The sequence below is a fragment of the Mesorhizobium sp. INR15 genome, assembly GCF_015500075.1.
Lineage (GTDB): Bacteria > Pseudomonadota > Alphaproteobacteria > Rhizobiales > Rhizobiaceae > Mesorhizobium.
Window position 1 is genome coordinate 2393971 of record NZ_CP045496.1, and the last position, 20365, is coordinate 2414335.

At 61.8% G+C, this 20365-nt stretch carries 20 protein-coding genes; 8 read left to right on the forward strand and 12 right to left on the reverse strand.

Annotated elements, in window-relative coordinates; translation table 11 throughout:
• Positions 1-294: 294 nt before the first annotated feature.
• The 8 genes from GA829_RS11615 to GA829_RS11650 form a co-directional block, all read right to left on the reverse strand.
• On the reverse strand, positions 295-1419 hold the full coding sequence (locus GA829_RS11615) for a DUF2333 family protein (protein WP_195178635.1): 1125 nt from the start codon (positions 1417-1419) through the stop codon (positions 295-297).
• Positions 1420-1441: 22 nt separating this feature from the next.
• Positions 1442-2746 carry a DUF6638 family protein gene (locus GA829_RS11620; RefSeq protein ID WP_195178636.1) on the reverse strand — a complete coding sequence of 435 codons (1305 nt, stop codon included), beginning with the start codon at positions 2744-2746 and terminating at the stop codon, positions 1442-1444.
• Between the two features lie 109 nt (positions 2747-2855).
• Positions 2856-3272: an endonuclease domain-containing protein gene (locus tag GA829_RS11625; protein ID WP_195178637.1), complete on the reverse strand. Its 417-nt coding sequence runs from the start codon at positions 3270-3272 to the stop codon at positions 2856-2858.
• Positions 3273-3376: 104 nt separating this feature from the next.
• Complete coding sequence (locus tag GA829_RS11630) at positions 3377-5287, reverse strand: AAA family ATPase (RefSeq protein WP_195178638.1); 1911 nt, start codon at positions 5285-5287, stop codon at positions 3377-3379.
• Positions 5288-5311: 24 nt separating this feature from the next.
• The gene (locus tag GA829_RS11635; RefSeq protein WP_195178639.1) at positions 5312-6457 is read right to left on the reverse strand and encodes a hypothetical protein; all 1146 of its coding nucleotides are present in this window, start codon (positions 6455-6457) and stop codon (positions 5312-5314) included.
• Positions 6458-6488: 31 nt separating this feature from the next.
• Complete coding sequence (locus tag GA829_RS11640) at positions 6489-7577, reverse strand: hypothetical protein (protein WP_195178640.1); 1089 nt, start codon at positions 7575-7577, stop codon at positions 6489-6491.
• 322 nt (positions 7578-7899) lie between these two features.
• On the reverse strand, positions 7900-8289 hold the full coding sequence (locus GA829_RS11645) for a c-type cytochrome (RefSeq protein WP_195178641.1): 390 nt from the start codon (positions 8287-8289) through the stop codon (positions 7900-7902).
• Between the two features lie 120 nt (positions 8290-8409).
• The gene (locus tag GA829_RS11650) at positions 8410-9267 is read right to left on the reverse strand and encodes a LysR substrate-binding domain-containing protein (protein ID WP_195178642.1); all 858 of its coding nucleotides are present in this window, start codon (positions 9265-9267) and stop codon (positions 8410-8412) included.
• A 101-nt stretch (positions 9268-9368) separates the two neighbouring features.
• On the opposite strand from GA829_RS11650, the gene GA829_RS11655 reads away from it, so the two are divergent.
• Positions 9369-10265 carry a DMT family transporter gene (locus GA829_RS11655; protein ID WP_195178643.1) on the forward strand — a complete coding sequence of 299 codons (897 nt, stop codon included), beginning with the start codon at positions 9369-9371 and terminating at the stop codon, positions 10263-10265.
• Between the two features lie 6 nt (positions 10266-10271).
• Here GA829_RS11655 and GA829_RS11660 read toward each other — a convergent pair whose 3' ends face one another.
• Positions 10272-10877: a thymidine kinase gene (locus GA829_RS11660; protein WP_195178644.1), complete on the reverse strand. Its 606-nt coding sequence runs from the start codon at positions 10875-10877 to the stop codon at positions 10272-10274.
• Positions 10878-11113: 236 nt separating this feature from the next.
• Here GA829_RS11660 and choX point away from each other — a divergent pair, with 236 nt between their 5' ends.
• The 3 genes from choX to choV all read left to right on the forward strand — a co-directional run bounded on the left by choX (position 11114) and on the right by choV (position 14224).
• Positions 11114-12049 (forward strand): choline ABC transporter substrate-binding protein, encoded by a 936-nt coding sequence (gene choX / locus GA829_RS11665; RefSeq protein ID WP_195178645.1) that lies wholly within the window; start codon positions 11114-11116, stop codon positions 12047-12049.
• 142 nt (positions 12050-12191) lie between these two features.
• On the forward strand, positions 12192-13046 hold the full coding sequence (choW, locus tag GA829_RS11670) for a choline ABC transporter permease subunit (protein ID WP_195178646.1): 855 nt from the start codon (positions 12192-12194) through the stop codon (positions 13044-13046).
• Positions 13043-14224: a choline ABC transporter ATP-binding protein gene (gene choV / locus GA829_RS11675; RefSeq protein ID WP_195178647.1), complete on the forward strand. Its 1182-nt coding sequence runs from the start codon at positions 13043-13045 to the stop codon at positions 14222-14224. The genes choW and choV overlap by 4 nt, the downstream gene beginning before the upstream one ends.
• A gap of 21 nt (positions 14225-14245) precedes the next feature.
• Here choV and GA829_RS11680 read toward each other — a convergent pair whose 3' ends face one another.
• Positions 14246-15655, reverse strand: a complete 1410-nt coding sequence (locus GA829_RS11680; RefSeq protein WP_195178648.1) for an ATP-binding protein — start codon at positions 15653-15655, stop codon at positions 14246-14248.
• Entirely contained in the window at positions 15652-16368 is a 717-nt protein-coding gene (locus GA829_RS11685) for a response regulator (RefSeq protein WP_195178649.1), read from the reverse strand. The genes GA829_RS11680 and GA829_RS11685 overlap by 4 nt, the downstream gene beginning before the upstream one ends.
• Positions 16369-16604: 236 nt before the next feature.
• On the opposite strand from GA829_RS11685, the gene GA829_RS11690 reads away from it, so the two are divergent.
• The 4 genes from GA829_RS11690 (at position 16605) to clpS (ending at position 18223) form a co-directional block, all read left to right on the forward strand.
• Complete coding sequence (locus tag GA829_RS11690; RefSeq protein WP_195178650.1) at positions 16605-16904, forward strand: hypothetical protein; 300 nt, start codon at positions 16605-16607, stop codon at positions 16902-16904.
• 38 nt (positions 16905-16942) lie between these two features.
• Positions 16943-17224 (forward strand): hypothetical protein, encoded by a 282-nt coding sequence (locus GA829_RS11695; protein ID WP_195178651.1) that lies wholly within the window; start codon positions 16943-16945, stop codon positions 17222-17224.
• Between the two features lie 193 nt (positions 17225-17417).
• The gene (locus tag GA829_RS11700) at positions 17418-17783 is read left to right on the forward strand and encodes a hypothetical protein (protein ID WP_195178652.1); all 366 of its coding nucleotides are present in this window, start codon (positions 17418-17420) and stop codon (positions 17781-17783) included.
• A 134-nt stretch (positions 17784-17917) separates the two neighbouring features.
• Positions 17918-18223, forward strand: a complete 306-nt coding sequence (gene clpS / locus GA829_RS11705) for an ATP-dependent Clp protease adapter ClpS (RefSeq protein WP_027039419.1) — start codon at positions 17918-17920, stop codon at positions 18221-18223.
• Positions 18224-18238: 15 nt separating this feature from the next.
• Here the strand turns inward: clpS and GA829_RS11710 are convergent, their stop codons facing one another.
• Entirely contained in the window at positions 18239-20320 is a 2082-nt protein-coding gene (locus GA829_RS11710) for a hypothetical protein (protein WP_195178653.1), read from the reverse strand.
• Positions 20321-20365 lie beyond the last annotated feature (45 nt).

Sequence of the window (20365 nt, forward strand, 5' to 3'; positions counted from 1 at the left end):
GCCGCGGCGTCAACTTGCATGCAAGTATGTTTCCTATGAAGAAAAATTTCTTTGCGGCCGGCCGACCTTCCGCCGGTTCTTCCTGGCTCCGTTGCCGCGCCGTATAGAAGCCAGAGGAAGCGCCGTTCCGCCGTCTCAAAACAGCCGCACAATGCACGGAATGCGACAGAGGCGACGGCGCAAATTCGCCATTGCCCGGCTAAAGCGCATCGCGCTTTGGCCCTTTGTCCTTATGCATGCCGTTCTCCCAGAACCAGGACCACTTTTGGGCGACATGCATTGCGGCGGACGCGCCTACTGGGTCAGCACGTTGCTGATCTCGACCATGTTGGAACGCACCCTGAGCACATAGAAGCCCATCGTCGTCAGATGCGTCGGCAGCAGCCAGCCGTCCTCGCGGCCATTGGCGATGATGAAGGGCTGTATCTTCAGCGCCGACACGAACTGCGCGTCCATCGTGTCCCAAAGGCTCTGCAGGTGCTTCTCCTTGAGCACGTCCTCGAAGTCGGCCTGCGCGCCCTTCATCAGTCCGTAATAGGCGTAAAGCTGGCCATAGGCGAACCAGTAGCGGTCGTCGGCACGGAAGTCGAACCAGCCATCGTTGTGGTTCTCGGCGCGCTCCTTGAGGATCGCCGAGGTCGAGCCGATGTCGGATGCGATGCGGTCGATATACTGTTTCAGATTGTCGGCGCGGGCGTCGAATGTCGCCTGGCAGGTGGCGAGGCGGGCGTTGAACGAGCGCAGCTTGCGCACCGCGTCGCGATAGTAGCTTGGCGTTGGTGTCTTCGGGCCAAACGGGCTCAGGCCAAAGTACCAGGTGTATTCGTCGAACTGCAGATTGCCGCGCGCATCCTGCAGGTCGGTGTCGATCTGCGATGTCGTCCTGACACGGCCGAGATTGTCGGCGAGTTCGGTCGCGGTGCGCCTTACCGCCTGGTTGATGCCGCGCTGGAACGAGGCCTTGTTGTCCATCCAGGGCGTGCTGTCCCAGTCGATGCCGAACAGGCCGACCTTGTAGAGGATCATCGACGAGATCCAGGCATTCTGGTTGACATTGAAGTCGGTCAGGTCGGCGGCCACCTGAGCGATGCCGGAATTTCCACAGGTCTTGGCCGTATCGGTACCCGTGCCCGCCGCCACCTGTTCGCCGGCGGAAACGTTGCGTTTCTCGAACGTGTAGGTGTCGGGATAGCTCGGGTTGAAATTGTTCCACCACTGGGTAGCGTAGAAGAAGTTGGCGTAAAGGCCGATCAAGACCAGCAAGGCCAGGCCGACAACCGCCTTCAGAATCCAGCCGCGCTGCGTGTACCAGCGTCCCGTCCACATGACGGGCCACAGGATAACGCCGATCAGAAGGCCGATGCCGCGGCCGATCCATTGGAAAATCCGGGTGAAGAAATTCACGATCGGATCGAGCATGGCGATGTTACCCCCTCGTCTGTCAGTCCGTCAGGCCATAGAGGCGCGTGCGAAACGCCACCTTGTCTTTCAAATATGTGGTTTTGAGAACGTCCACAACATGCGATCGCCAGGCGTCGCTGAAGCCTTCATAGTCCTTGTAGAAGCCGTCCTTGTTGAAGATGTAGCGTGAGACGAAGTCCGACGGCACGAAATCCGAGATCAGCCGGTTGGTCAGCCAGGCGTCTGGATGATCAGGCTTGCCACGGATCACCAGGAAACGCTGCCGTGGAAGCACATCCTCGATCTTGAGATGGCCAAGCTGGGCGATCTCGCGCTTGGCGGCGTTGAGGAAGGGGAAATTGCCATCCTTGGTGATCATGTCGGCATGGCTCTGGATCCAGGTCTGTAGCCAGACCTTGTCGACGTCGGTCAGGTTGCGCCCGGGATCGGCATCGCGGATCAGCGCGCGCACCACCATCTCGGCGCGGTGTTCGAGATATCCTGATGTTTCGATCCACGACGCGCGCGGCAGTTCGATACGGCCGGTGGAGGCGAGGAACTTGAACACCTTGTCGGCGTCGGTGATCGAGATGTAGCTGACCTGCCATGGCCGCGAACGGCGAAAGCCGGGCGCCGCCGGATCGCTGATCACCGTCGTCATGTCTGGGTCGACGAACACGTAGAGACCGCCAAAATGGCTGGTCCAGTAGGCGTTGTGGCGGAAGATCACCTGGTCGGGCACCAGCGCATTCTCGCGGATGTCGCCGCAGACCTTGGCCAGTTCCACCATGCGGGTCAGCATGGTGTTGTCGCGCCAGGCGTTGGGTTCCTGCTTCAACCGGTCGACGAGCTTGCCGAGCTCTGCGGCCTTGCCAAGCACGTCTTCCGCCGACAGGACCTTGAACTCGACCTGGCTGATCGACAGCAGATCCTCGATGTCGTTGACCTTGGGAACGGAATCCTCGATCTCGCCGTAGATGACATCCTTGATGGTCAGCGCGTCGATGGCGCGCTGGTTCTTGGTCATGAACTCGAACATCAATTGCGACGTGTTGGAGAAGGCTGTGTGCACCACCGGTAGATCGATCTGCGACGGCGTCAGGATGATGAAGCGCCGGTTGACCTCGTCTGGATCAAGATAGTCGTAGTCGCCGCACTCCTCGGCCACTTCGGGTGAGAAACCGGTGCGGTCGATCTGGAAACTCTTCAACTTCGTCGGCTTCTTGCCGAACGCCTCCAGAGCCTTGTTGTAGCGCTGGATGAGATGCGGCTCGTCGATCGTCAGCAGCCGGCCGTAGATCAGCTCATTGTCACGCAGGAGATCGGGTTTTTTAGCGGGGCTCATAGGGGCAGTTCCAAAGGAGATTCCGATGGGAGACAAGGCTCCGACGCTGACGTCCCCCTCTCCCCGTTCTTTACGGGGAGAGGGTAAGGGTGAGGGGCAGCGCGAACGGTCAAGGACATGTCTCCCCATAGCCTTCGGCTGCAATAAATCGAAGCTCATGTGTCTCGATGAGGCGTTCCAGGCGTCCCTCTAGCGCAGCCAGGATCGTTTCAAGCACTGGTTCCCGCTCCTTCAAGACGTCGACATTCCAGAAGCGCAGGACCGACCAGCTATTTGAAATCATGAAACGATCCCTGGTCTGGTCATAACTGTTGTCGACATGCTGGCTGCCATCGACCTCGACAACAAGCTGGCAGTCCCTGCAGGCAAAATCCGCAAAATAGCGACCAATTGGAAATTGCCGCACGAATTTATGACCATTCAATCTACGATCGCGGAGTTCCATCCAGAGTGCGTTTTCCGCGTCGTTATCCGATTGGCGCAAACGCCTCGCTCGGCCTGTTGTCTCGATTTCTGGTCCACGCATGCGCTGCCCCTCACCCTTACCCTCTCCCCGTAAGGAACGGGGAGAGGGGGGCGTCAGCGCTGGCGCTTCGTCCTTCGGCCTTGAGAATCCGGGGGGCAGAAAGCTCACGCATTCCACAGCCCCTTCTTCTTCATCTCCTCCATCTCGCGTGCCGCGCGTTCGCGCAACCGTACGTCGCGCAGCAGCTTTTCCACCGCGGCATCGTCTGACTTGTCGGAGTAGCGGAACTCGCTGTCGGCGTAGCGGTTGATCTCCTGCATCACCATATCCATCGAGAACGGGCCGCGCAGTTCCTCGATCATGGCCTTCTTCTCATCGTAGCCCTTGTGCATGAAGGCTTCCGGCTTCTCGAACCAGTCATCGGGAAGCTCGATGTCCATGGCGCGCATCTTGATGGCGTCGGTGACGTTCTTGATGGCGCGGCCGGTGAAACGCGGTTCGGCATCCTTGATCAGGTGCAGGTAGGTGCCGATGTCGGCCATCGATTTCGGCTCGCCGCTCTCCTTCATGTAGCGCTCATAGACCTTCATCAGCCCATCTTCCTGAGGCTTCTCATGCTCCTCATAGGCTTCGGTGACGGCACGCTGGATCTCCTGCGCGGCGTAGAGCTTGTGGTCGCCGAGTGGGATTTTGTGGTTCTTGCCGGCGAGCAGGACGAAGATGTCGATATAGTCGTCTCGCGTTTGCGGTCCGTCGACCAGCCAGCGGGCACCGGCGCGCTGGCGCAGCGCATCATCGACATTCTCGGGGTAGTTGGAAAACATGCCGAACGAGCAATTGCCGCGCACGACGGTGGCCGCACCGGCGAAGGCATCCATCAAGACGCCGGTGATTTCCTGCTGGCCAGCCGAGGCGCGGTCGTCGGAGCGACGCGCCGCAACCTGGTCGATGTCGTCGATGGTGCCGAAGCCAATGACGCGCGGGTTCAGGACGTTGTTGATGAACTGGCGGCAATTCTGGCCTGACTTGCCCTGATAGGAGGAGATTTGGTCGACGCCGAAATTCTCGTAGGCGAAGGGATAGCCGGCGACCTGGCAGTAACCGTTGACGAGGCCGGCGATCATCTGGATCAGCGTCGTCTTGCCGGTGCCGGGCGCACCGTCGCCGATGAAGGTGAACAGGAAGCCGCCGAGCTCGACGAAAGGGTTGAGCTCACGCTCGAAATCATAGGCCATCAGCATCTTGGCGAGCTTGACCGACTGGTATTTGGCGATGTGGTTGCCAACGACCTCTTCCGGTTTCTTGAAAGTCATCACCAGCGGCTTCGACCGCTTGCCAGGCGCGACGTCAAAGCCATCGAGGGTGAAGTCGTCGGCTTCGATGCGGATATGGGCATTCTCGAACGGGCCGATGCCGTCGAAGCGGCCCTTGCGTGCCAGAAGCCCATCGATGGCGACGCGGGCGAAGGCGCGCGCCCTGGTCATCAGATCGGCATCGTCAGCCGATCCGGCAACCGCCTTGTCGAGGCCGGCCAGGATCGACTTGACCGCGTCCTGCGGCGTGTCGAACAGGAAGTCCGGCTCCTGCGTGTCGTTGGGCGCCTCGCCGTCGCTGTCGATCAGCTGGAACAGATAGGATGCCAGGCTGAAGGCCGAGATATAGGCCGAGGCTGAAAGAAGCTTCTTGAACGTGGCGGCATCGTCGCCTTCAAGCGGCGCGCGGACGTTGCGCGCCTGCAGGCTCTCGAGGTCGGACCCCTCGGCGAAGACATCTGATATGGCCAGAGCGATCGCGGCACCGCGCCGTGCCCGAAACAGCAGCGTGTGCTGCGCGATGGTCAGCAACTGGTCGTCCGGATGGATGGCGCCAACGGTTTTGGAGAGCTCGACCTCGCGCGTGCGGCGCACCGAGCCGACCGAGACTGTCGAGACGAAGCGCCGGTTGGTGCCGGCCAGCGCCGTGCCGGATTCGCGCGCCGGATCCTCCAGCACCACGATGCGGGTGATGAAGCTCTGCGCCGTGGCGCGGTGCTTTTCGATCGCGGCTTCCGAAATCGTGGTCAGGCCGGTGTCCATGAAGGGTGCTCCGTGGTGTGGCGGTCAGACGTCTGAGATGACCTGTCCGTTGGACAGGATGTGAACCTTGTAGCCGGCGAAGATCTTCTGCGCCTCGCCGGCGGCGTAAAGGGCCTGGTAGGCCTCGTGCGGGATCAGTGCGTGGTTTTCGTAGCTCGACACGCCCTGGCGCGCGGCTTCCAGATCGTCGGTGTTGATGAAGAATTCCTGCGTCGTCTTCTCGCTTGAGAACAGACCCTTGCGGCCAGGCTTCTCGCCCTTGGAATAGACTTCCTGGATGGTCCAGGTCAGCAGCCAGGCGTTTTCGGGCTTGCGTACCTTGGCTAGAACCTCGGTCACCGTCGAATTGTTGTCGGTGATGCCGGCCGAATAGAAAGGACCGAGCACCACGCGGCGCAATTGCTTGGGGTGAAGCGGCTCGAAATCCTTGTCGAGGTTGACGGCGATCGTCGCCGGCGACAGCGTGTAGGCGGAATTCTTCTCGGTGAAATCGTCGAAACGATGCGCAAGCTCGGGGTTGAGCAGGCCATCGACCGGCAGCGGGATGTCGATCTTTTCATTGAGCTTGCCGTCTCGGTCGACCAGTTGCCGGATCATGCTTTCGGATGAATCCTCCACCGTCGCCATATAGACCAGCGGCAGGTTGGCGCTGCCGTCGAATGTGGCCCAGTGGACGAGGTAGTAAGGCCGCGCCGTTTTCGGGTTGACCGAGACATTCGCCGTCTGCGCCAGCGTGAACGGACCGAACGTCGCCTCGCTCTTCACATCCTCAAGATACAGCCGCTCGGCCATCGATTTCTGCAGCGCCTCGGGGAATTCCTTGTGACGCAGGATGAAGTCGGCCATTTCCTCGCGCAACTCGCCGGCCTGCGGGATGTTGGCAAGCCGTGCATCGGCCTGGCGGCGGTCGTTCTCCAGCTCAAGCAGGTTCTGGAAGACGGGAAAGCCGCTTTCGGCGCGCGAAATCCGAAACGTGTCCATGAAGCCCAGCCGGTTGCGCCAGCAGGAAAACGACTTGTCGAGCCGGGCGATGTATTCGGCGACGATCTTGGCGACGATGCCATGCCTGTAAAGCGGCGAGCGATCGTCGCGCATGAACACTTCAAGGCCGCTTAGCGCGGCCGTGATGGCGGAGAAATACCGTGCCGCCGCTTCGTTTTCGGGGGTCATGCCTGTGCGCTCGCGGGCAGTCGTATCACCCCTACGACTGCACGTAGTTCGCCGCGTTGTGCTTCTTCAGCACCTCATCGAAGCGGCGGGCAAAGGCGTCGTCGGCCAGCTTCTTGCGGCGCTGGATGTCGGCGCTGGCGACCATGTTCTTCTCATGCATCTCGAGCAGGTCGCCGATATGCTTCTGCGAAGCCGCGCCGATGCCGGCCATGGTTTCCTCGGCGGTGTTGTCGACCTGGCTGCCCAGCGTGTTGATCTTGTGGGCGACATCCTGCTGCGCCGCGGTCTTCAACGAATCTTCCAAGGCCTTGTAGAGCACGATGCGCTGCTCGGTATCGATGGTCAGCTTGTTGATCAGCGTCGATTGCGCGGCGATCTGGTTGTTGAGTGAATCGACGAACGTCTGGAACATCGAGGTGTAGCGCTCGAGCGTCTGGCTCTCGGCCAGCAATTCCTGCTCTTTTGCCTGCTTCTCGTTGTATTCGGTGGCGAGCTTGGAGCGCTCGCCTTCGAGCTGCGTGCGGTCCTTCTGGCTGGTCGAGGCCGCGATCCTGTTCTCGATATCGAGCAGCATCGGGTTGAGTTCCTCGATGCGTTTCTGCACGCCTTCAAGATTGGTCATGGTTGTCTTGCGGCGCTCGATCACCTGCGACAGGCTGGCCTCCGAGGTCTTGTAACGTTGGTCGAGGACCTCTTTCTGCGCCTTCAGGATGCCGACGATGGTGTCGGACTTTGCCAGAAGTTCCTGCAGATTGCCGGCCAGCGACATGTTGCGGACACGGTCGGTGCGCATGCGCTGTTTGCTCTGGCTGGAGAAGACGCCGATGAATTTTTCCCAGCCGGTGTAGTTCTTCATGCTTTCGAACTCGGCGCCGAAGACGTTGGTGGCGTCCTCAAGCCCGATGATCAGGTCGGCGATGTTGCCTTCCATGACCTTCTGCTGCTTCAGCACATCCTCGATGCGGGCATTCTCGATGTCGAAATTGGCGTCGCCGATCTTCTTGTCGGCGGTGGCGAGCGTATCGAGCACGGTGCCGGACTGCTCTATCTTGGAGCGCATGTCCTGCACGACCTGCTTGGTCTTGGCAATTTCGGCATCGAAATTCTGCAATGTCGCCATTGGGGCCTCCCGCTTCGGCATCACGTCGCTGGTCGCGAACAGCGGCGAATATATGTGGGGTATCAGGGGATTGAAAGACGCAAGACAAGACCCGCGCCGAAAACAAAAGAATTGGTTGTGGTCTTGAAAGCCAATGAAGGCGTGGTCATGGCGTGATTAGCGCGCCCGTCAGCCGAGTCTTACCTGCGATTGGACTTCCGCGAAGCTGGCTTTACAACGGGGCGCTCATCGCCGATGGCGTCGAATGCCTCGAAATTTGGCAAAGCATTGAAACAGCTCCGGCGTGCCGAGGATGCGAATGTCCGTCGCTATGGTGATTGGCTCAGGGCTTGGGATCGGCCTTCAGATAGGCGATGACATTGGCGATGTCGTCATCGTTGCTCAGGCCGGCAAAGGCCATCTTGTTGCCGGGAACTTTCAGCTTGGGTGCCTTGAGATATTCAGCAAGGTTGGCTTCATCCCAGATCAATCCGGCGGCGCCGGCGCTTTTCATCGCTTCTGAATAATGGCCAAGGAAGCTCTCTGCGGAGCCTGCGGTCCGGCCAACGACGCCCATCAGGTGCGGGCCGACCTTGTCGCGGTCGGTGGCTGCTTCATGGCAGGCGATGCAGCGGTTGAAGACCTTCTTGCCCAGCGCCGGGTCGCCACCCGCGTGAGCGGCAACCATGCTGCCAAGAAGGATGACACCGGCGGACGAAGCGGCTCGAAACATGGCTGACCCCTGCCGAGTTCTGGCTGGAACGAGATGACGCAAAATAGACGTCAGGCCTTAACAAACGCTGCATCGTGGCCGGATTGCGGAAAGCTTGCCAACTCCGATGTTGGTTAGCGATCAGGCATGCTGTGCCAGGTCACGACGCAGGAAATCATTCAGCCGCTCAACCGCAGGCGTTGTCGACAGCGGGTTGCGCAAGATGCCAATCTCAAGATCCGGCAGCACGGGCAGCCCTTCATTGCCGCCGATGATGCGCAGCGAGGGCGGCACGCTGCGCTGGGCGAGACCGGCCACGGCCAGTCCTGCCTGGACAACCGCGATCAGGCCAAGCAGCGAGGCGCTGGAATAGGTGCAGCGGTAGGAGCGATCGGCGTCGCCAAGCGCTTGCAGGACATTCATCCTGGCAGCGCAGCCGGGCTCGAACAAGGCAACGGGAAGCGGGTCGGCCTCCCAGGCGACATGGTTGGGTGAGGCGACCCAGACGAAGCGCTCCAGCCGGATCACGTCGAGGGCTTGCTCCGGCAAGCGGGTGACGATCGCCAGGTCGAGCCGGCCCTCGGCAAGCGTCTTCACGAGTGCGGTCGATTGTTCGCAGATCAACTCCACCGTCACCAGAGGATGATCCGCGGCGAAGCGCGACAGCACGGGTGGCAAAAGGAACGCCGCATAATCGTCCGGAACGCCAAGGCGCACGCTGCCTGTCTCCTTCGGCCGGGTGACGCTCGCCCAGGCCTCATCCGACAGTTTCAACAGCCGGCGCGCATAGATCAGGAAATCCTCGCCAATGGCATTTGGGGTGACGGTTCTCGGACCCCGCACCAGAAGCTGGTTGCCGACCATCTCCTCCAGCCGCTGCATCTGCATGCTGACCGCCGACTGGCTGCGGCCAACCCGAGGCGCGGCATTGGAAAGACTGCCGCTCTCGACGACAGCGACAAAAGTCTTGAGCAGATTGAGGTCAAGCGGAGCGGCCATGATGCTATCAGCATATCGAATAGGTTGCTCCAAATCTATTCGCTTGTTTGAGAGATGCCTTGCTGACCAGATGGCTTCTGTATCACTGGTGGAACGCCTCCATGGCAGACGCATCGACAGCCCGCTTTCCGGCCGCGAACCTCGCCTTGGCAATGGTGATCGCCGGCACCGTCGGCGCGTTCGTGACGGAATCCGGCCTGCATCCCGTCGCCGTGGTTTTCTGGCGCTGCGTGTTCGGTGCGGTGTTCCTGGCAATTTGGTGCCTGCTGCGCGGCTATCTGCCTGACAGGACGCTCTCACTATCCCGGCTTGGCCTTGCAGCGCTGGCCGGTGCCTGCATGGTGCTAAGCTGGACGGCCTTCTTCGCCGGCTTCGCCATGACGTCGATCGCCACGACGACAATCGTCTATCATGTCCAGCCGTTCTTCGTCGTGCTGATCGGCGTGGTCTTCCTCAAGGAGCGCATCTCGCCTGATCAGCTTCTATGGATGCTAGGGGCGTTTCTCGGTGTCGTGCTGGCCAGCGGCCTTGTCGCCGCGCATGGTCAGGTCGATGCCAACAGGGCGCTCGGCATCGCGCTGACGCTGGGCGCAGCCTTGCTCTATGCTGTCGCGACGATCCTCGCCAAGGGCCTCGGCCAGCAACGTGCGGAAATCACCGTGCTTTGCCAGACGGTGGTGGGCGTTGTCATGCTCGCCCCGTTCGCCGGGATCAGCCAGCCCATCGCGCCGGCATCCTGGGGCTGGCTGATCGGCATCGGCGTGCTGCACACGGGCATTGCCTACGTGCTGATGAATTCAGCCTATCCGCGCCTGACGACACCGGTAATCGGCGTCATTACCTTCATCTATCCGGTCGTCGCCATCATCGTCGACTGGGCAATCTACGCGCATCCGCTTGGGTTGGCGCAGGCCGCAGGCATGGCGCTGATCGCACTGGCCTCGCTCGGTGTCCGGCTTGGCTGGCGGTTTCCACGAAGGCGGAGCGTAGCGGCGTGAGCCTGCTCAGGTCTTGGCAAAGCCGATGAAGTCTTCGGGCGCGGCGCGGCCCATCTCTTCCTCCCAGTGGCGGCGGCAGAGCGAGACATAGACGTCCTTGCCGATCGCCACCTGCTCGCCCTGTCTCGCCACCTTGCCGTCGGGACGCACCACCATTGTCGCCTTGCGGCCGCAGCTGCAGATGGTGCGCACTTCGCGCAGGTCGTCGGCGATGGCCAGCAGCGCGCGCGAGCCGGAAAACAGCTTGCCCTGGAAATCCGTGCGCAGGCCGTAGCACATGACCGGGATGTTCAGCCGGTCGGCGATGCGTGCAAGCTGCCAGACCTGCTCCTCCTCCAGGAACTGCGCCTCGTCGACGAAAACGCAATGCACGGCGGTATGCTCGTGATGGTCGGCGACCCGGGCGAACAGGTCATCGCCGTCGCGGAACATCTCGGCTTCGGTCTCCAGGCCAATGCGCGACGAGATCAGGCCGGTATCGCCCTTGCGGTAGTGGCCGGCGACGAACAGCATCGTCGCCATGCCGCGCTCGCGGTAATTGTACGACGCCTGCAGCAGCATCGTCGTCTTGCCGGCGTTCATCGTCGCGTAGTGAAAGTACAGTTTGGCCATGCCGTTCTTTTAAGCCGACTTGGCCGCGCGCGGGGAGGGGGCGCCAGCGCATTCCCCAGAAAACCCGCCTTGCGCGACAAAAGCGTCAGCCGTGTCGCTGATTGGCCAGCCCGCGCCGTTGATCGTGATTGCCTTGGTGCTTGAAACCACACCAGAATGGTGTTTGGCTGACGAAACAAGGCGGGCAGAGAAACCGTAACTTCGCTCCGCTTCGGAATCACAATGGGAGAATACACATGTCGCGCATGAATTCCTTCGCCGCGGGCCTCGGCCTGGCGGCTTTGCTTTCGACGACCGCCGCCTTCGCCGGCGATGCAGAAAGCTGCAAGACCGTCCGCCTCTCTGATGTCGGCTGGACCGATATCCAGGCAACCACCGGGCTTGCATCGGTCCTTCTCACCGCGCTTGGCTACGAGCCGAAAGTCATCCAGCTGTCGGTGCCGGTCACCATGGCTTCGATGAAGAACAAGGATCTCGACGTGTTCCTCGGCAACTGGATGCCGTCGATGACCAACGACATCAAGGACTACACTGCCGACGGCTCGGTCGAGACCATCAGCCAGAACCTCGCCGGTGCAGGTTATGGCATCGTCGTGCCGACCTATGTCGCGGATGCCGGCGTCAAGTCGCTGACGGACCTCGGCAAGTTCAAGGACAAGTTCAACGGCAAGATCTATGGCATCGAGGCCGGCAATGACGGCAACCGCATCATTCTCGACATGATCAAGAACCCGGCCGACAAGCTCGACGGTTTCGAACTGGTTGAATCCTCGGAAGCCGGCATGCTGACGCAGGCCGAACAGTCGATGAAGAGCAATGAATGGATCGCCTTCCTCGGCTGGACGCCCCATCCGGTGATGGGCGCCATGAAGATCACCTATCTCGACGGCATGGGCGACAGCGGCTTCGGTGCGGCCGTCGTCAACACCAATGTGCGCAAGGGCTACACCGCCGAATGCCCGAATGCCGGCAAGTTCATCGCCAACCTCAAGTTCAATCTGGACATGGAAGGCCAGATGATGGACGCGATCCTGAAGGGCGGCGACGCCAACACGGTGGCGACCGACTGGCTGAAGAAAAATCCGGGTGCGGTTGCGCCCTGGATCGCCGGCGTGACCACCTTCGACGGTAAGGATGCCGCGGCAGCCATCAAGACCGCGCTCGGAAGCTGAGCCGACTGCGATTTCGGCCTGGCCGAAATTAAAGGGCAGCCATTTAGAAAAGGCTGCCCTTTTTCATATCCTGTGACAAGATGACGTTGCGACAGTATCGGGCCGAGAGCGGGCGGCGGCGGTAGGGTAGGAGAGGGGCGAGATGGATCCGATTTCGAAATTCCTGGTCAGCTACAAGATTCCGGTCGGCGCCTGGGGAAAGGCCTTCTTCGGCTTCCTCACCGACAATTTCGACACGGTGTTCAGGGCCTTTTCCAACGGCCTCAACTTCCTGCTCGATGGGTTGGTCGATCTTCTGCTGATGGTGCCGCCAGTGCTTCTGGCGCTGGTCATCGCGGTTATCGCCTGGCTGCTGCAGCGCTCGCGGCCACTCGCGATCGGCGTCTTTCTCGGCCTGATCTTCATCATCAACCAGAACCTCTGGAAACAGACGGTACAGACCCTGGTGCTGGTCGTGGCGGCGGCGGCGATGGCGATGGCCATCGGTGTGCCGCTCGGTATCTGGGCCGCGCACAAGCCGAAGGTCTATCGCGTCATGCTGCCGGTGCTCGACCTGATGCAGACGCTGCCGACCTTCGTCTACCTGATCCCGGTGCTGACCCTGTTCGGCCTCGGCAACGCACCCGGTCTGATCGTCACAATCATCTTCGTCATCCCGACCGCTGTCCGGCTCACCCATCTCGGGGTCGTCTCGGTTCCGAAATCGATCGTCGAGGCCGGCGAGGCGTTCGGCGCCACGAAGAGCCAGCTGTTGTGGAAAGTGGAGTTGCCCTCCGCGCTGCCGACCATCATGGCAGGCCTTACGCAGTCGATCATGCTGTCGCTGTCTATGGTGGTGTTCGCGGCGCTGATTGGTGCCGGCGGCCTTGGTACCGAGATCAACCGTGCGCTCGGTTCGCGCCGGATCGACCTCGGGCTTGAGGCCGGCCTCGCCATCGTCGTGCTCGCCATCGTACTCGACCGCATGACCCGCATCGCCGTTGGAGGCAAGAAATGACCGTCGCCGTCGATTTCAGAAATGTCGATATCGTCTTCGGCGCCGACCAGGCCGGCTCGCTGGCGATGATCGACGCCGGCGCGACCCGCGCGGAAATCCTCGAGAAAACCGGCAATGTTCTGGGCTGCGCCGGTGCCAGCCTGACCGTGCACGAGGGCGAAATTTCCGTCCTGATGGGCCTGTCCGGTTCGGGCAAGTCGACTCTGCTGCGGGCGGTGAACCGGCTGAACGTGGTGTCGCGCGGCCAGGTGCTGGTCAAGGATGGCGACAATACCGTCGATGTCGTCACCTGCGACCAGGCGACCTTGCGGCGGTTGCGCCAGAAGCAAGTGGCGATGGTGTTCCAGCAGTTCGGCCTGTTGCCGTGGCGCACGGTGGAGGAAAATGTCGGCCTCGGCCTCGAGCTGGCCGGCGTGCCGGATGCCGAGCGCAAGGAACGCGTGCAGCGCCAGCTCAAGCTGGTCAATCTCGACCAGTGGGCGAACAAATACGCCCATGAGCTTTCGGGCGGCATGCAACAGCGTGTCGGCCTCGCCCGTGCCTTCGCCACCGAGGCGCCGATCCTTTTGATGGACGAGCCCTTCTCAGCGCTCGATCCGCTGATCCGCACCAAGCTGCAGGACGAATTGCTGCAGCTGCAGGCGGAGCTGAAGAAGACCATTATCTTCGTCAGCCACGATCTGGAAGAAGCGCTGAAGATCGGCAGCCATATCACCATCATGGAAGGCGGGCGCATCGTACAGACCGGCGCGCCGGAAGACATCGTGCTGCGCCCCGCCAACGACTATGTCCGCGACTTCATCGCCAATGTGAACCCGCTCTCGGTGCTGACCGCCTGGAATGTGATGCGCGACAGCCGCGACCTTGAGCATGGCGACAATGGCTGGGTGTGGCTCGACCGGCGCAAGACGACGCGCTTCAAGATCGACGAACATGGCCTGGTGGCGGCGGCCGAACGCGACGGCAAGCCGGCGGTGTGGGTGTCCTGCGCCGATGTCGAGGGCCAGTCGGAGGAGGCGGCACAAGTATTCTGGGCCAATCCCGGCACCTCGCTGAAAACCGTCATGCTGGCCATGCATCGTTCGCAGACGGCACCGGTCGCGCTCTTCGACGACCAGTCGCGCTTCGTCGGTGCCATCGGCATCCGCGACGTGCTGAGCGCGGTTTTGAGAAGGTAGAGTTCAGCCGACCGCCCTATTTCAAACCGCGGCCGGCAGCCGCAATTGCGTCAGCAGGCCGCCGCCGGGATGGTTGGACAAGCTGATCTCTCCGCCGGCGGCACGGGCGATGTTGCGGGCAATGGTCAGGCCGAGGCCAAGCCCGCCAGTCTGGCGGTTGCGGGACTGTTCCAGGCGCACGAACGAGCCGAAGACCGCATCGATCTGCGCCTGCGGGATGCCCGGGCCTTCGTCGCGGATGATCAGCGTGATCATGTCGTCCGTCCGGTGCAGGGTGAGATGCGCCTTCTTGCCGTAGGTCACGGCATTCTGGACCAGATTGGTGACGCAGCGCCTGAGCGCGACCGGCCGCGCCATGCAGATCAGGCCGCGCGACCGGGTGTCGTCATTGTCGAACGAGGCATCCGGGAAGCCGTCGGCGATCGATTCCACGAGCGACCAGAAATCGATGCGTTCGCTCTTCTCCTCCGTCACCTCGAACGTGGCGAAATCGATGACCGAACTGGCAATGCTTTCGACGTCGGCAAGGTCATGAGTCAGTGCTTCGCGAACCGCTGATTTGCGCAGCAGTTCCAGGCGCAGCCGCATCCGGGTCATTGGCGTGCGCAGGTCGTGCGCCAGTGCTGCCGCCAGATGTTCGCGGTCCTCGACATATTCGCGCAATCTCGACTGCATGGCGTTGATCGCCTTGGCGGCGGCGCGGACCTCGCGGCTGCCGCTCTCGGTGATCGGCGGGCTCTTCAGGTCCTTGCCGATCCGATTGACGGCGGTTTCCATCATCCGGTACGGCGCGGTCAGCCGGCGCAGAGACCAGATCGACATGATCACCACCAATCCGGCAATCAATGAGTAGAGCGGCAGGCTGTCAAAACTCAGGATCGGACCGACCGGCGTGATCGGCTCGGTGAAGTTTAGCCACTGACCGTCGGCGAAGCGCAGCGAGGCCGTCAGCTTGTCGCTCTGGGCGAAATCGGAGGCCAGCACCAGAAGGTCGCGTTCGACCTGACCGATATCGGGACCTTCGGCCGCGCCGGCGGCATCGTCGGCCTCGCGCGTCGCCGGATCGCGCCGCACGCGGGCGTCGGTAACGCCGAACTTCGACAGCCGCCCGACGAGAATGTCTTCCAGTTCAGCCAGTTCGTCGTCACCGGCGATGGATGAGCTGACGGCAGGTGTGTCCGAAACCGTGAGCGCATAGGTGGCGTTGAAAAGACCGGTCGCCGTTGCCTTGCGCTCCTCCGGGGTGGCTTCATGCATCAGCTGCACCAGGGAGAACGCGCGATCATTGAGCCGGTAGAGATCGACCACGTCATTGGCGGCGGCGCGGTCACGCGACACGATATAGAGGGTCGCGACCTGGCTGATCAGGAGGCCGGCGATGACGATCAGCAGCACCCAGACAGGCAAGGTCTGCGGCAGGAAGCGTCTCATTCGGAGGTCGTCTCGGGCAGGAACTGGTAGCCGCCGCTGCGCACCGTCAGGATCAGTTTCGGCATTTTCGGGTCGTCTTCCATCTTGCGCCGCAGCCTGGAGACCAGGATGTCGATGCTGCGGTCGAAGGAATAGTCGCTGTCGCCGCCGGACAGTTCGATCAACTGGTCTCGGGTCAGCACGCGCTGCGCGCTCTTGACGAAGGTCTGCAGCAGGTTGAACTCAGCCATGGTCAGCTCGACCCTGACATCGTCGGGCGCAATCAATCGCCGGCGCGAACAGTCCATCGTCCAGCCGGCGAAGCGGTAGATCTGCTTGGTGGTGGCGCGCTTCGGCTCGGCGGCGCCATTGCGCCGCAGCACAGCGCGGATGCGGGCCAGCAGTTCGCGTGGGTCGAAGGGTTTCGGCACATAGTCGTCAGCCCCCATCTCCAGGCCGACGACGCGGTCGGTTGTCTCGGTGACGGCGGTCAGCATGATGATCGGTGTCGAGTACTGGGCGCGAAGATCGCGGCACAGCTCCAGTCCGCTCTTGCCGGGCAGCATGACGTCGAGAACGATGAGGTCCACCTGTGCGCGGCGCAGGATGGTTTCCATCTCGATGCCGTCGGCGGCGACCGAAGTGTGCAGACCCCGCTTCTGGAAAAACTCCTGAAGCAGGTCGCGGATGCCCTTGTCGTCGTCAACGATCAGTATGTGTGCGTCGGATTTCACAGCGGTCCTGTCATGGTTCGCGGCCAAGCTACCTTATGTGGTGACCCACACGATAGAATTCAGGCCATATGTTGGCCAGTGGCGATGATGGGTTCACACCGGGTTTCTCAGACACACTTCAGAAACAAAATTCTACAGTTCAGAAAAACTCCTGAAAAAATTCAAAGGCATAACGGTGCCGTGGCGGTCAGGTCATCGGCTGCGACGCCAAGTCTCCGGAGTTTACGGATAAACCAATGCAGAGGTTTTCGATCAGTTTGATGGGTGCGTTGCTGAGCGTCTCGCTCGTCACTGCCGCTGTCGGACAATCGGATGCAAAAGTAGCGCTTACCCGGAGCGAGCGTTGCACCAATCTTAGCCACCAATTTGATGAAGCCCTCGAAACCCACGCCACGGCAACGCAGGTCACCGCGGCAAAGGCACTTCAAAGAAAAGGCAACCGGTTCTGCGCCAACAAGAAACAGGCACAGGGTATCCGGATGCTCGCAAATGCTCTGAAGCTGCTTGGAGTTACACCGAACGACCCGGTTCAGTGAAACTCGAATTCGACCAGCATAAAAAAGGAAACGAAGCCATGAACAAGTCCCTCCTCTCCGCTCTCGGCCTGGCCGTTGCTCTCGCCTTCTCGATGCCAGCTCTCGGCAACGCCGCCGCCACCACCGCTGCTCCGGCCGCTGCCGCCACCACGACTGCTCCGGCTACGACCGCGCCGGCTACCGCCGCGCCGATGAAGGCTGCTCCGAAGAAAGCCGAGATGAAGAAGGCCATGGCCTGCAAGGTGACCAAGACCCACAAGTGCCCGGTCAAGAAGGCCAAGAAGATGGCTCCGAAGAAGATGGCGCCGAAGAAGCCCTGATCCAAGCAAACTTCTTGTTGTGATGCATGTCATTTGATTGCCAAAACTTTTTGAGCGACATGCGGTAGCGCAAGCTGGCTTTTAGAAGGCCACTCCAGCCGGGTTTTGGCTGGAGTGGCCCTTCCGCCGCTTCCCGCCCGGTATCCTGATCCCATTCTACTGTTCGCAATCCGGCCCTGTAGGACCATTCCGCATGAAGAAGCGGGTTTCCTCCGTTCTGCGCTCCATGGCTCTTGGCGGCCTGATTGCCACCGGCGCGGCCCGGGTGCTGATCCTTTTCACCGCCAGCCCCGTGCCTGATCTGGCCAGCGGCAGAACCGAGCCTTCGCTTTTCGCACCCGAGATTTCCGCCAACTGGGACTACATCACGCCGCTTCAAACCTGGCTGCTGATCGTCCTCACCAGCGCTACGCTGACCTGCTTTGCCGCCTGGGGGCTTTTTGCGTGGCTGGAGCGCCAGGCGGATGCGGCCGGAAACAAGCCTCGACCCGATACGCAGCCGCCAGCAAGCGCACGGCAGGTTCCATCCCGGCGCATGTTTGGCCGCCAGGGCCGTTGAACGGCATCCGACAATTCCCACATATCCTGGAATGACCGCCGCCGGCTTCCGGTGGCGTGCTTCCAAATAGACGACGGCCGTCGCGGATGCCAAAATGCGTGCCAGGTCGTCGCTCATGCGAATTGTCGGTTCCAATGCCTGAAATCACCACAAAGCCGCGCGTCCAGGTCAAGCCACAGGTCGAGCGGCCCAAGCTCTACAAGGTCATCCTCATCAATGACGACTTCACGCCACGCGAATTCGTGGTGACAGTGCTGAAGGGCGAGTTCAAACTCAGCGAAGACCAGGCGCACCGGGTGATGATAACCGCGCACCGGCGCGGTGTCTGCGTCGTAGCCGTGTTCACCAAGGACGTCGCCGAGACCAAGGCGACGCGGGCGACAGACGCGGGCAAGGCAAAGGGCTATCCGCTGATGTTCACGACCGAGCCTGAGGAGTAGAGCAGGGGCGCTCTTCTACCGCCCCTCGCGGTACCACATCGAGCCCATTGCCAGGAGCAGCAGGCCAAGGCCGAGGAAGCCGCCGAACAGCGGCACGCGCGACACCGCCTTCAGGACGCTGTCATCGGTGGTGCGCAGGCCGATCCAGTCGCTGCCCGCTGCCTCGCCCGAAGAACGCACCGGCACGATGGAGGGCAAGGTGATATCGCTGCCGCCGAGGGCCGATGCCGCCGCCAGCCGCCGCACGCTTCCGCCGGTGGCTTCCGCCGGCGCCTTCAACCGGTCCTGGGTGGAAATGACATCGGAGAATTCCGGCGCATTGACAGGCCCGACATGGGCGAGCGCCGTCAGGTCGCCATTGGCGATCTGGTAGAGGCCGATCTCGCGGGTCTCGACGCTGCCGAGGAAGACGCCGGGTTCGGATTTCTCGAGCTTGACCGCCAGTGTCTTGCCGGTGGGGGTGATGATCTGGGCTGGGCCGGGGTCGTCGCTCATGGTCTGGCGGCGGATTTCCAGCACCATGCCACGGCCATCGGCGGTCAGCCGTTCCTCCTCGAGTTCCGGTTCCTTCATCAGCCAGTGGGCGATGCGGCGGTAGAGTTGGACATGCGGCCCGCCGCCTTCGAAGCCACGCGCCCACAACCAGCCCTGGTCTGACAGGAGCATGCCGACGCGGCCTTCGCCCTTGCGGTCGAGCAGCAGCAGGGGCCGGTCGTCGGCCCCCTTCATCACCACTTCTCCCTCGGGATTCTTGACGCCGATGGTGCGGAACCAGCGGCTCCAGTGCGGCGGCTCGGTGGCCGAGCCGTCGAGCCCACGTGTCACCGGATGACGCTGGCCGAGATCGGTGAGGCGCGGATAGAAGGCCTTTTCGACGATCTCGCCGGTCGGCATCGCCGGCAACGCCGACATCAATGGCGTGCGGGCGATCGAGGCTTCACCGGCATATTCGGGTCCGGCGGCGATCAGCAGTGCGCCGCCCTTTTCGACATATTCGGCGATGTAGTCGTAATAGAGGATCGGCAGCACGTCGCGGTGCTGGTAGCGGTCGAAGATAATAAGGTCGAAATCCTTGATCTTCTCGACGAACAATTCGCGCGTCGGGAAGGCGATCAGCGACAGTTCATTGATCGGCGTGCCATCCTGTTTTTCCGGCGGCCGCAGAATGGTGAAGTGGACGAGATCGACCGAGGCGTCGGACTTCAACAGATTGCGCCAGGTGCGCTCGCCGGCATGCGGTTCACCAGAGACCAGCAGCACGCGCAGATTTTCGCGGATGCCGTCGACCAGCGCGATGGCGCGGTTGTTGGTGTCGGTCAATTCATCGGGTTCGCGGTCAATGGCAAGTTCAACGATGTTGCGCCCGGCGCCGGGAATGGTGACCTGCAGCGGCATTACCTGGCCGATGGTGGCATGTTCGATCGCGACCTGTTCGCCATTGACCGAAACGCGGACATCGACCGGCGCGGCGTTGTTGTCGGTCGAAATGACACGGTAGGTCATGTCGAGCGGCTTGCCGACCAGACCGAAACGCGGCGCGCTCTCGAAGCGGATGCGGCGATCCTTCTCGTGATCGTTGCCGGTGATCAGCGCATGTAGCGGAGCATTGAAGTCGGGAGCGCCGGCCGGTGCGTCATGCACCTCGCCATCGGTGATCATGATGGCGCCGCCGATGCGCGATGGCGGCACATCGCGGAAGGCGCCTTCAAGCGCGCCGAAAAGCTTCGTCTCGGTGCGTTCCTCCGCGGCTTCGGATCTGCCGGCCTCGACGACGCGCACGTCGAACTGCTTGAAGCGGCCAAGACGCTGCTGAAGGCCGGCCAAGGCCTCGTCCGTCTGTTTGGTGCGATCGCCGATATCCTGGCTTTGGCTGCGGTCGACAACCAGAGCAACGACGCTTTTCAGCGGTTCACGCTCCTCGTTGAGGAAGACCGGGTTGAGCAAAGCGGCGCCAAGCGCCAGCAGGGCAACGAAGCGGAAGACCGCACCGCGCTGGCGAAACCACAGGCCGACAAGCGCCAGCAGCGCCAGCGGGACCAGCACGATTGCCAGAAGCGGCCAGGAGATCAGCGGTTCGAAGGAGATCGACCAGTTCATGTCTTACCCCTTCCTCTGCCGGGGAGAGGTAATCCGCACAGTCTG

Excerpts from the sequence above, each read along its gene's own strand:
- GA829_RS11690 (WP_195178650.1), top strand. The coding sequence starts at position 16,605 with ATGCAGAGGTTTTCGATCAGTTTGATGGGTGCGTTGCTGAGCGTCTCG.
- choV (WP_195178647.1), top strand. The coding sequence starts at position 13,043 with ATGACCGTCGCCGTCGATTTCAGAAATGTCGATATCGTCTTCGGCGCC.
- GA829_RS11625 (WP_195178637.1), bottom strand. The coding sequence starts at position 3,272 with ATGCGTGGACCAGAAATCGAGACAACAGGCCGAGCGAGGCGTTTGCGC.
- GA829_RS11620 (WP_195178636.1), bottom strand. The coding sequence starts at position 2,746 with ATGAGCCCCGCTAAAAAACCCGATCTCCTGCGTGACAATGAGCTGATC.
- choX (WP_195178645.1), top strand. The coding sequence starts at position 11,114 with ATGTCGCGCATGAATTCCTTCGCCGCGGGCCTCGGCCTGGCGGCTTTG.
- GA829_RS11660 (WP_195178644.1), bottom strand. The coding sequence starts at position 10,877 with ATGGCCAAACTGTACTTTCACTACGCGACGATGAACGCCGGCAAGACG.
- GA829_RS11700 (WP_195178652.1), top strand. The coding sequence starts at position 17,418 with ATGAAGAAGCGGGTTTCCTCCGTTCTGCGCTCCATGGCTCTTGGCGGC.
- GA829_RS11640 (WP_195178640.1), bottom strand. The coding sequence starts at position 7,577 with ATGGCGACATTGCAGAATTTCGATGCCGAAATTGCCAAGACCAAGCAG.
- GA829_RS11710 (WP_195178653.1), bottom strand. The coding sequence starts at position 20,320 with ATGAACTGGTCGATCTCCTTCGAACCGCTGATCTCCTGGCCGCTTCTG.
- GA829_RS11630 (WP_195178638.1), bottom strand. The coding sequence starts at position 5,287 with ATGGACACCGGCCTGACCACGATTTCGGAAGCCGCGATCGAAAAGCAC.
- GA829_RS11655 (WP_195178643.1), top strand. The coding sequence starts at position 9,369 with ATGGCAGACGCATCGACAGCCCGCTTTCCGGCCGCGAACCTCGCCTTG.
- GA829_RS11645 (WP_195178641.1), bottom strand. The coding sequence starts at position 8,289 with ATGTTTCGAGCCGCTTCGTCCGCCGGTGTCATCCTTCTTGGCAGCATG.
- clpS (WP_027039419.1), top strand. The coding sequence starts at position 17,918 with ATGCCTGAAATCACCACAAAGCCGCGCGTCCAGGTCAAGCCACAGGTC.
- GA829_RS11680 (WP_195178648.1), bottom strand. The coding sequence starts at position 15,655 with ATGAGACGCTTCCTGCCGCAGACCTTGCCTGTCTGGGTGCTGCTGATC.
- GA829_RS11635 (WP_195178639.1), bottom strand. The coding sequence starts at position 6,457 with ATGACCCCCGAAAACGAAGCGGCGGCACGGTATTTCTCCGCCATCACG.
- choW (WP_195178646.1), top strand. The coding sequence starts at position 12,192 with ATGGATCCGATTTCGAAATTCCTGGTCAGCTACAAGATTCCGGTCGGC.
- GA829_RS11695 (WP_195178651.1), top strand. The coding sequence starts at position 16,943 with ATGAACAAGTCCCTCCTCTCCGCTCTCGGCCTGGCCGTTGCTCTCGCC.
- GA829_RS11650 (WP_195178642.1), bottom strand. The coding sequence starts at position 9,267 with ATGGCCGCTCCGCTTGACCTCAATCTGCTCAAGACTTTTGTCGCTGTC.
- GA829_RS11615 (WP_195178635.1), bottom strand. The coding sequence starts at position 1,419 with ATGCTCGATCCGATCGTGAATTTCTTCACCCGGATTTTCCAATGGATC.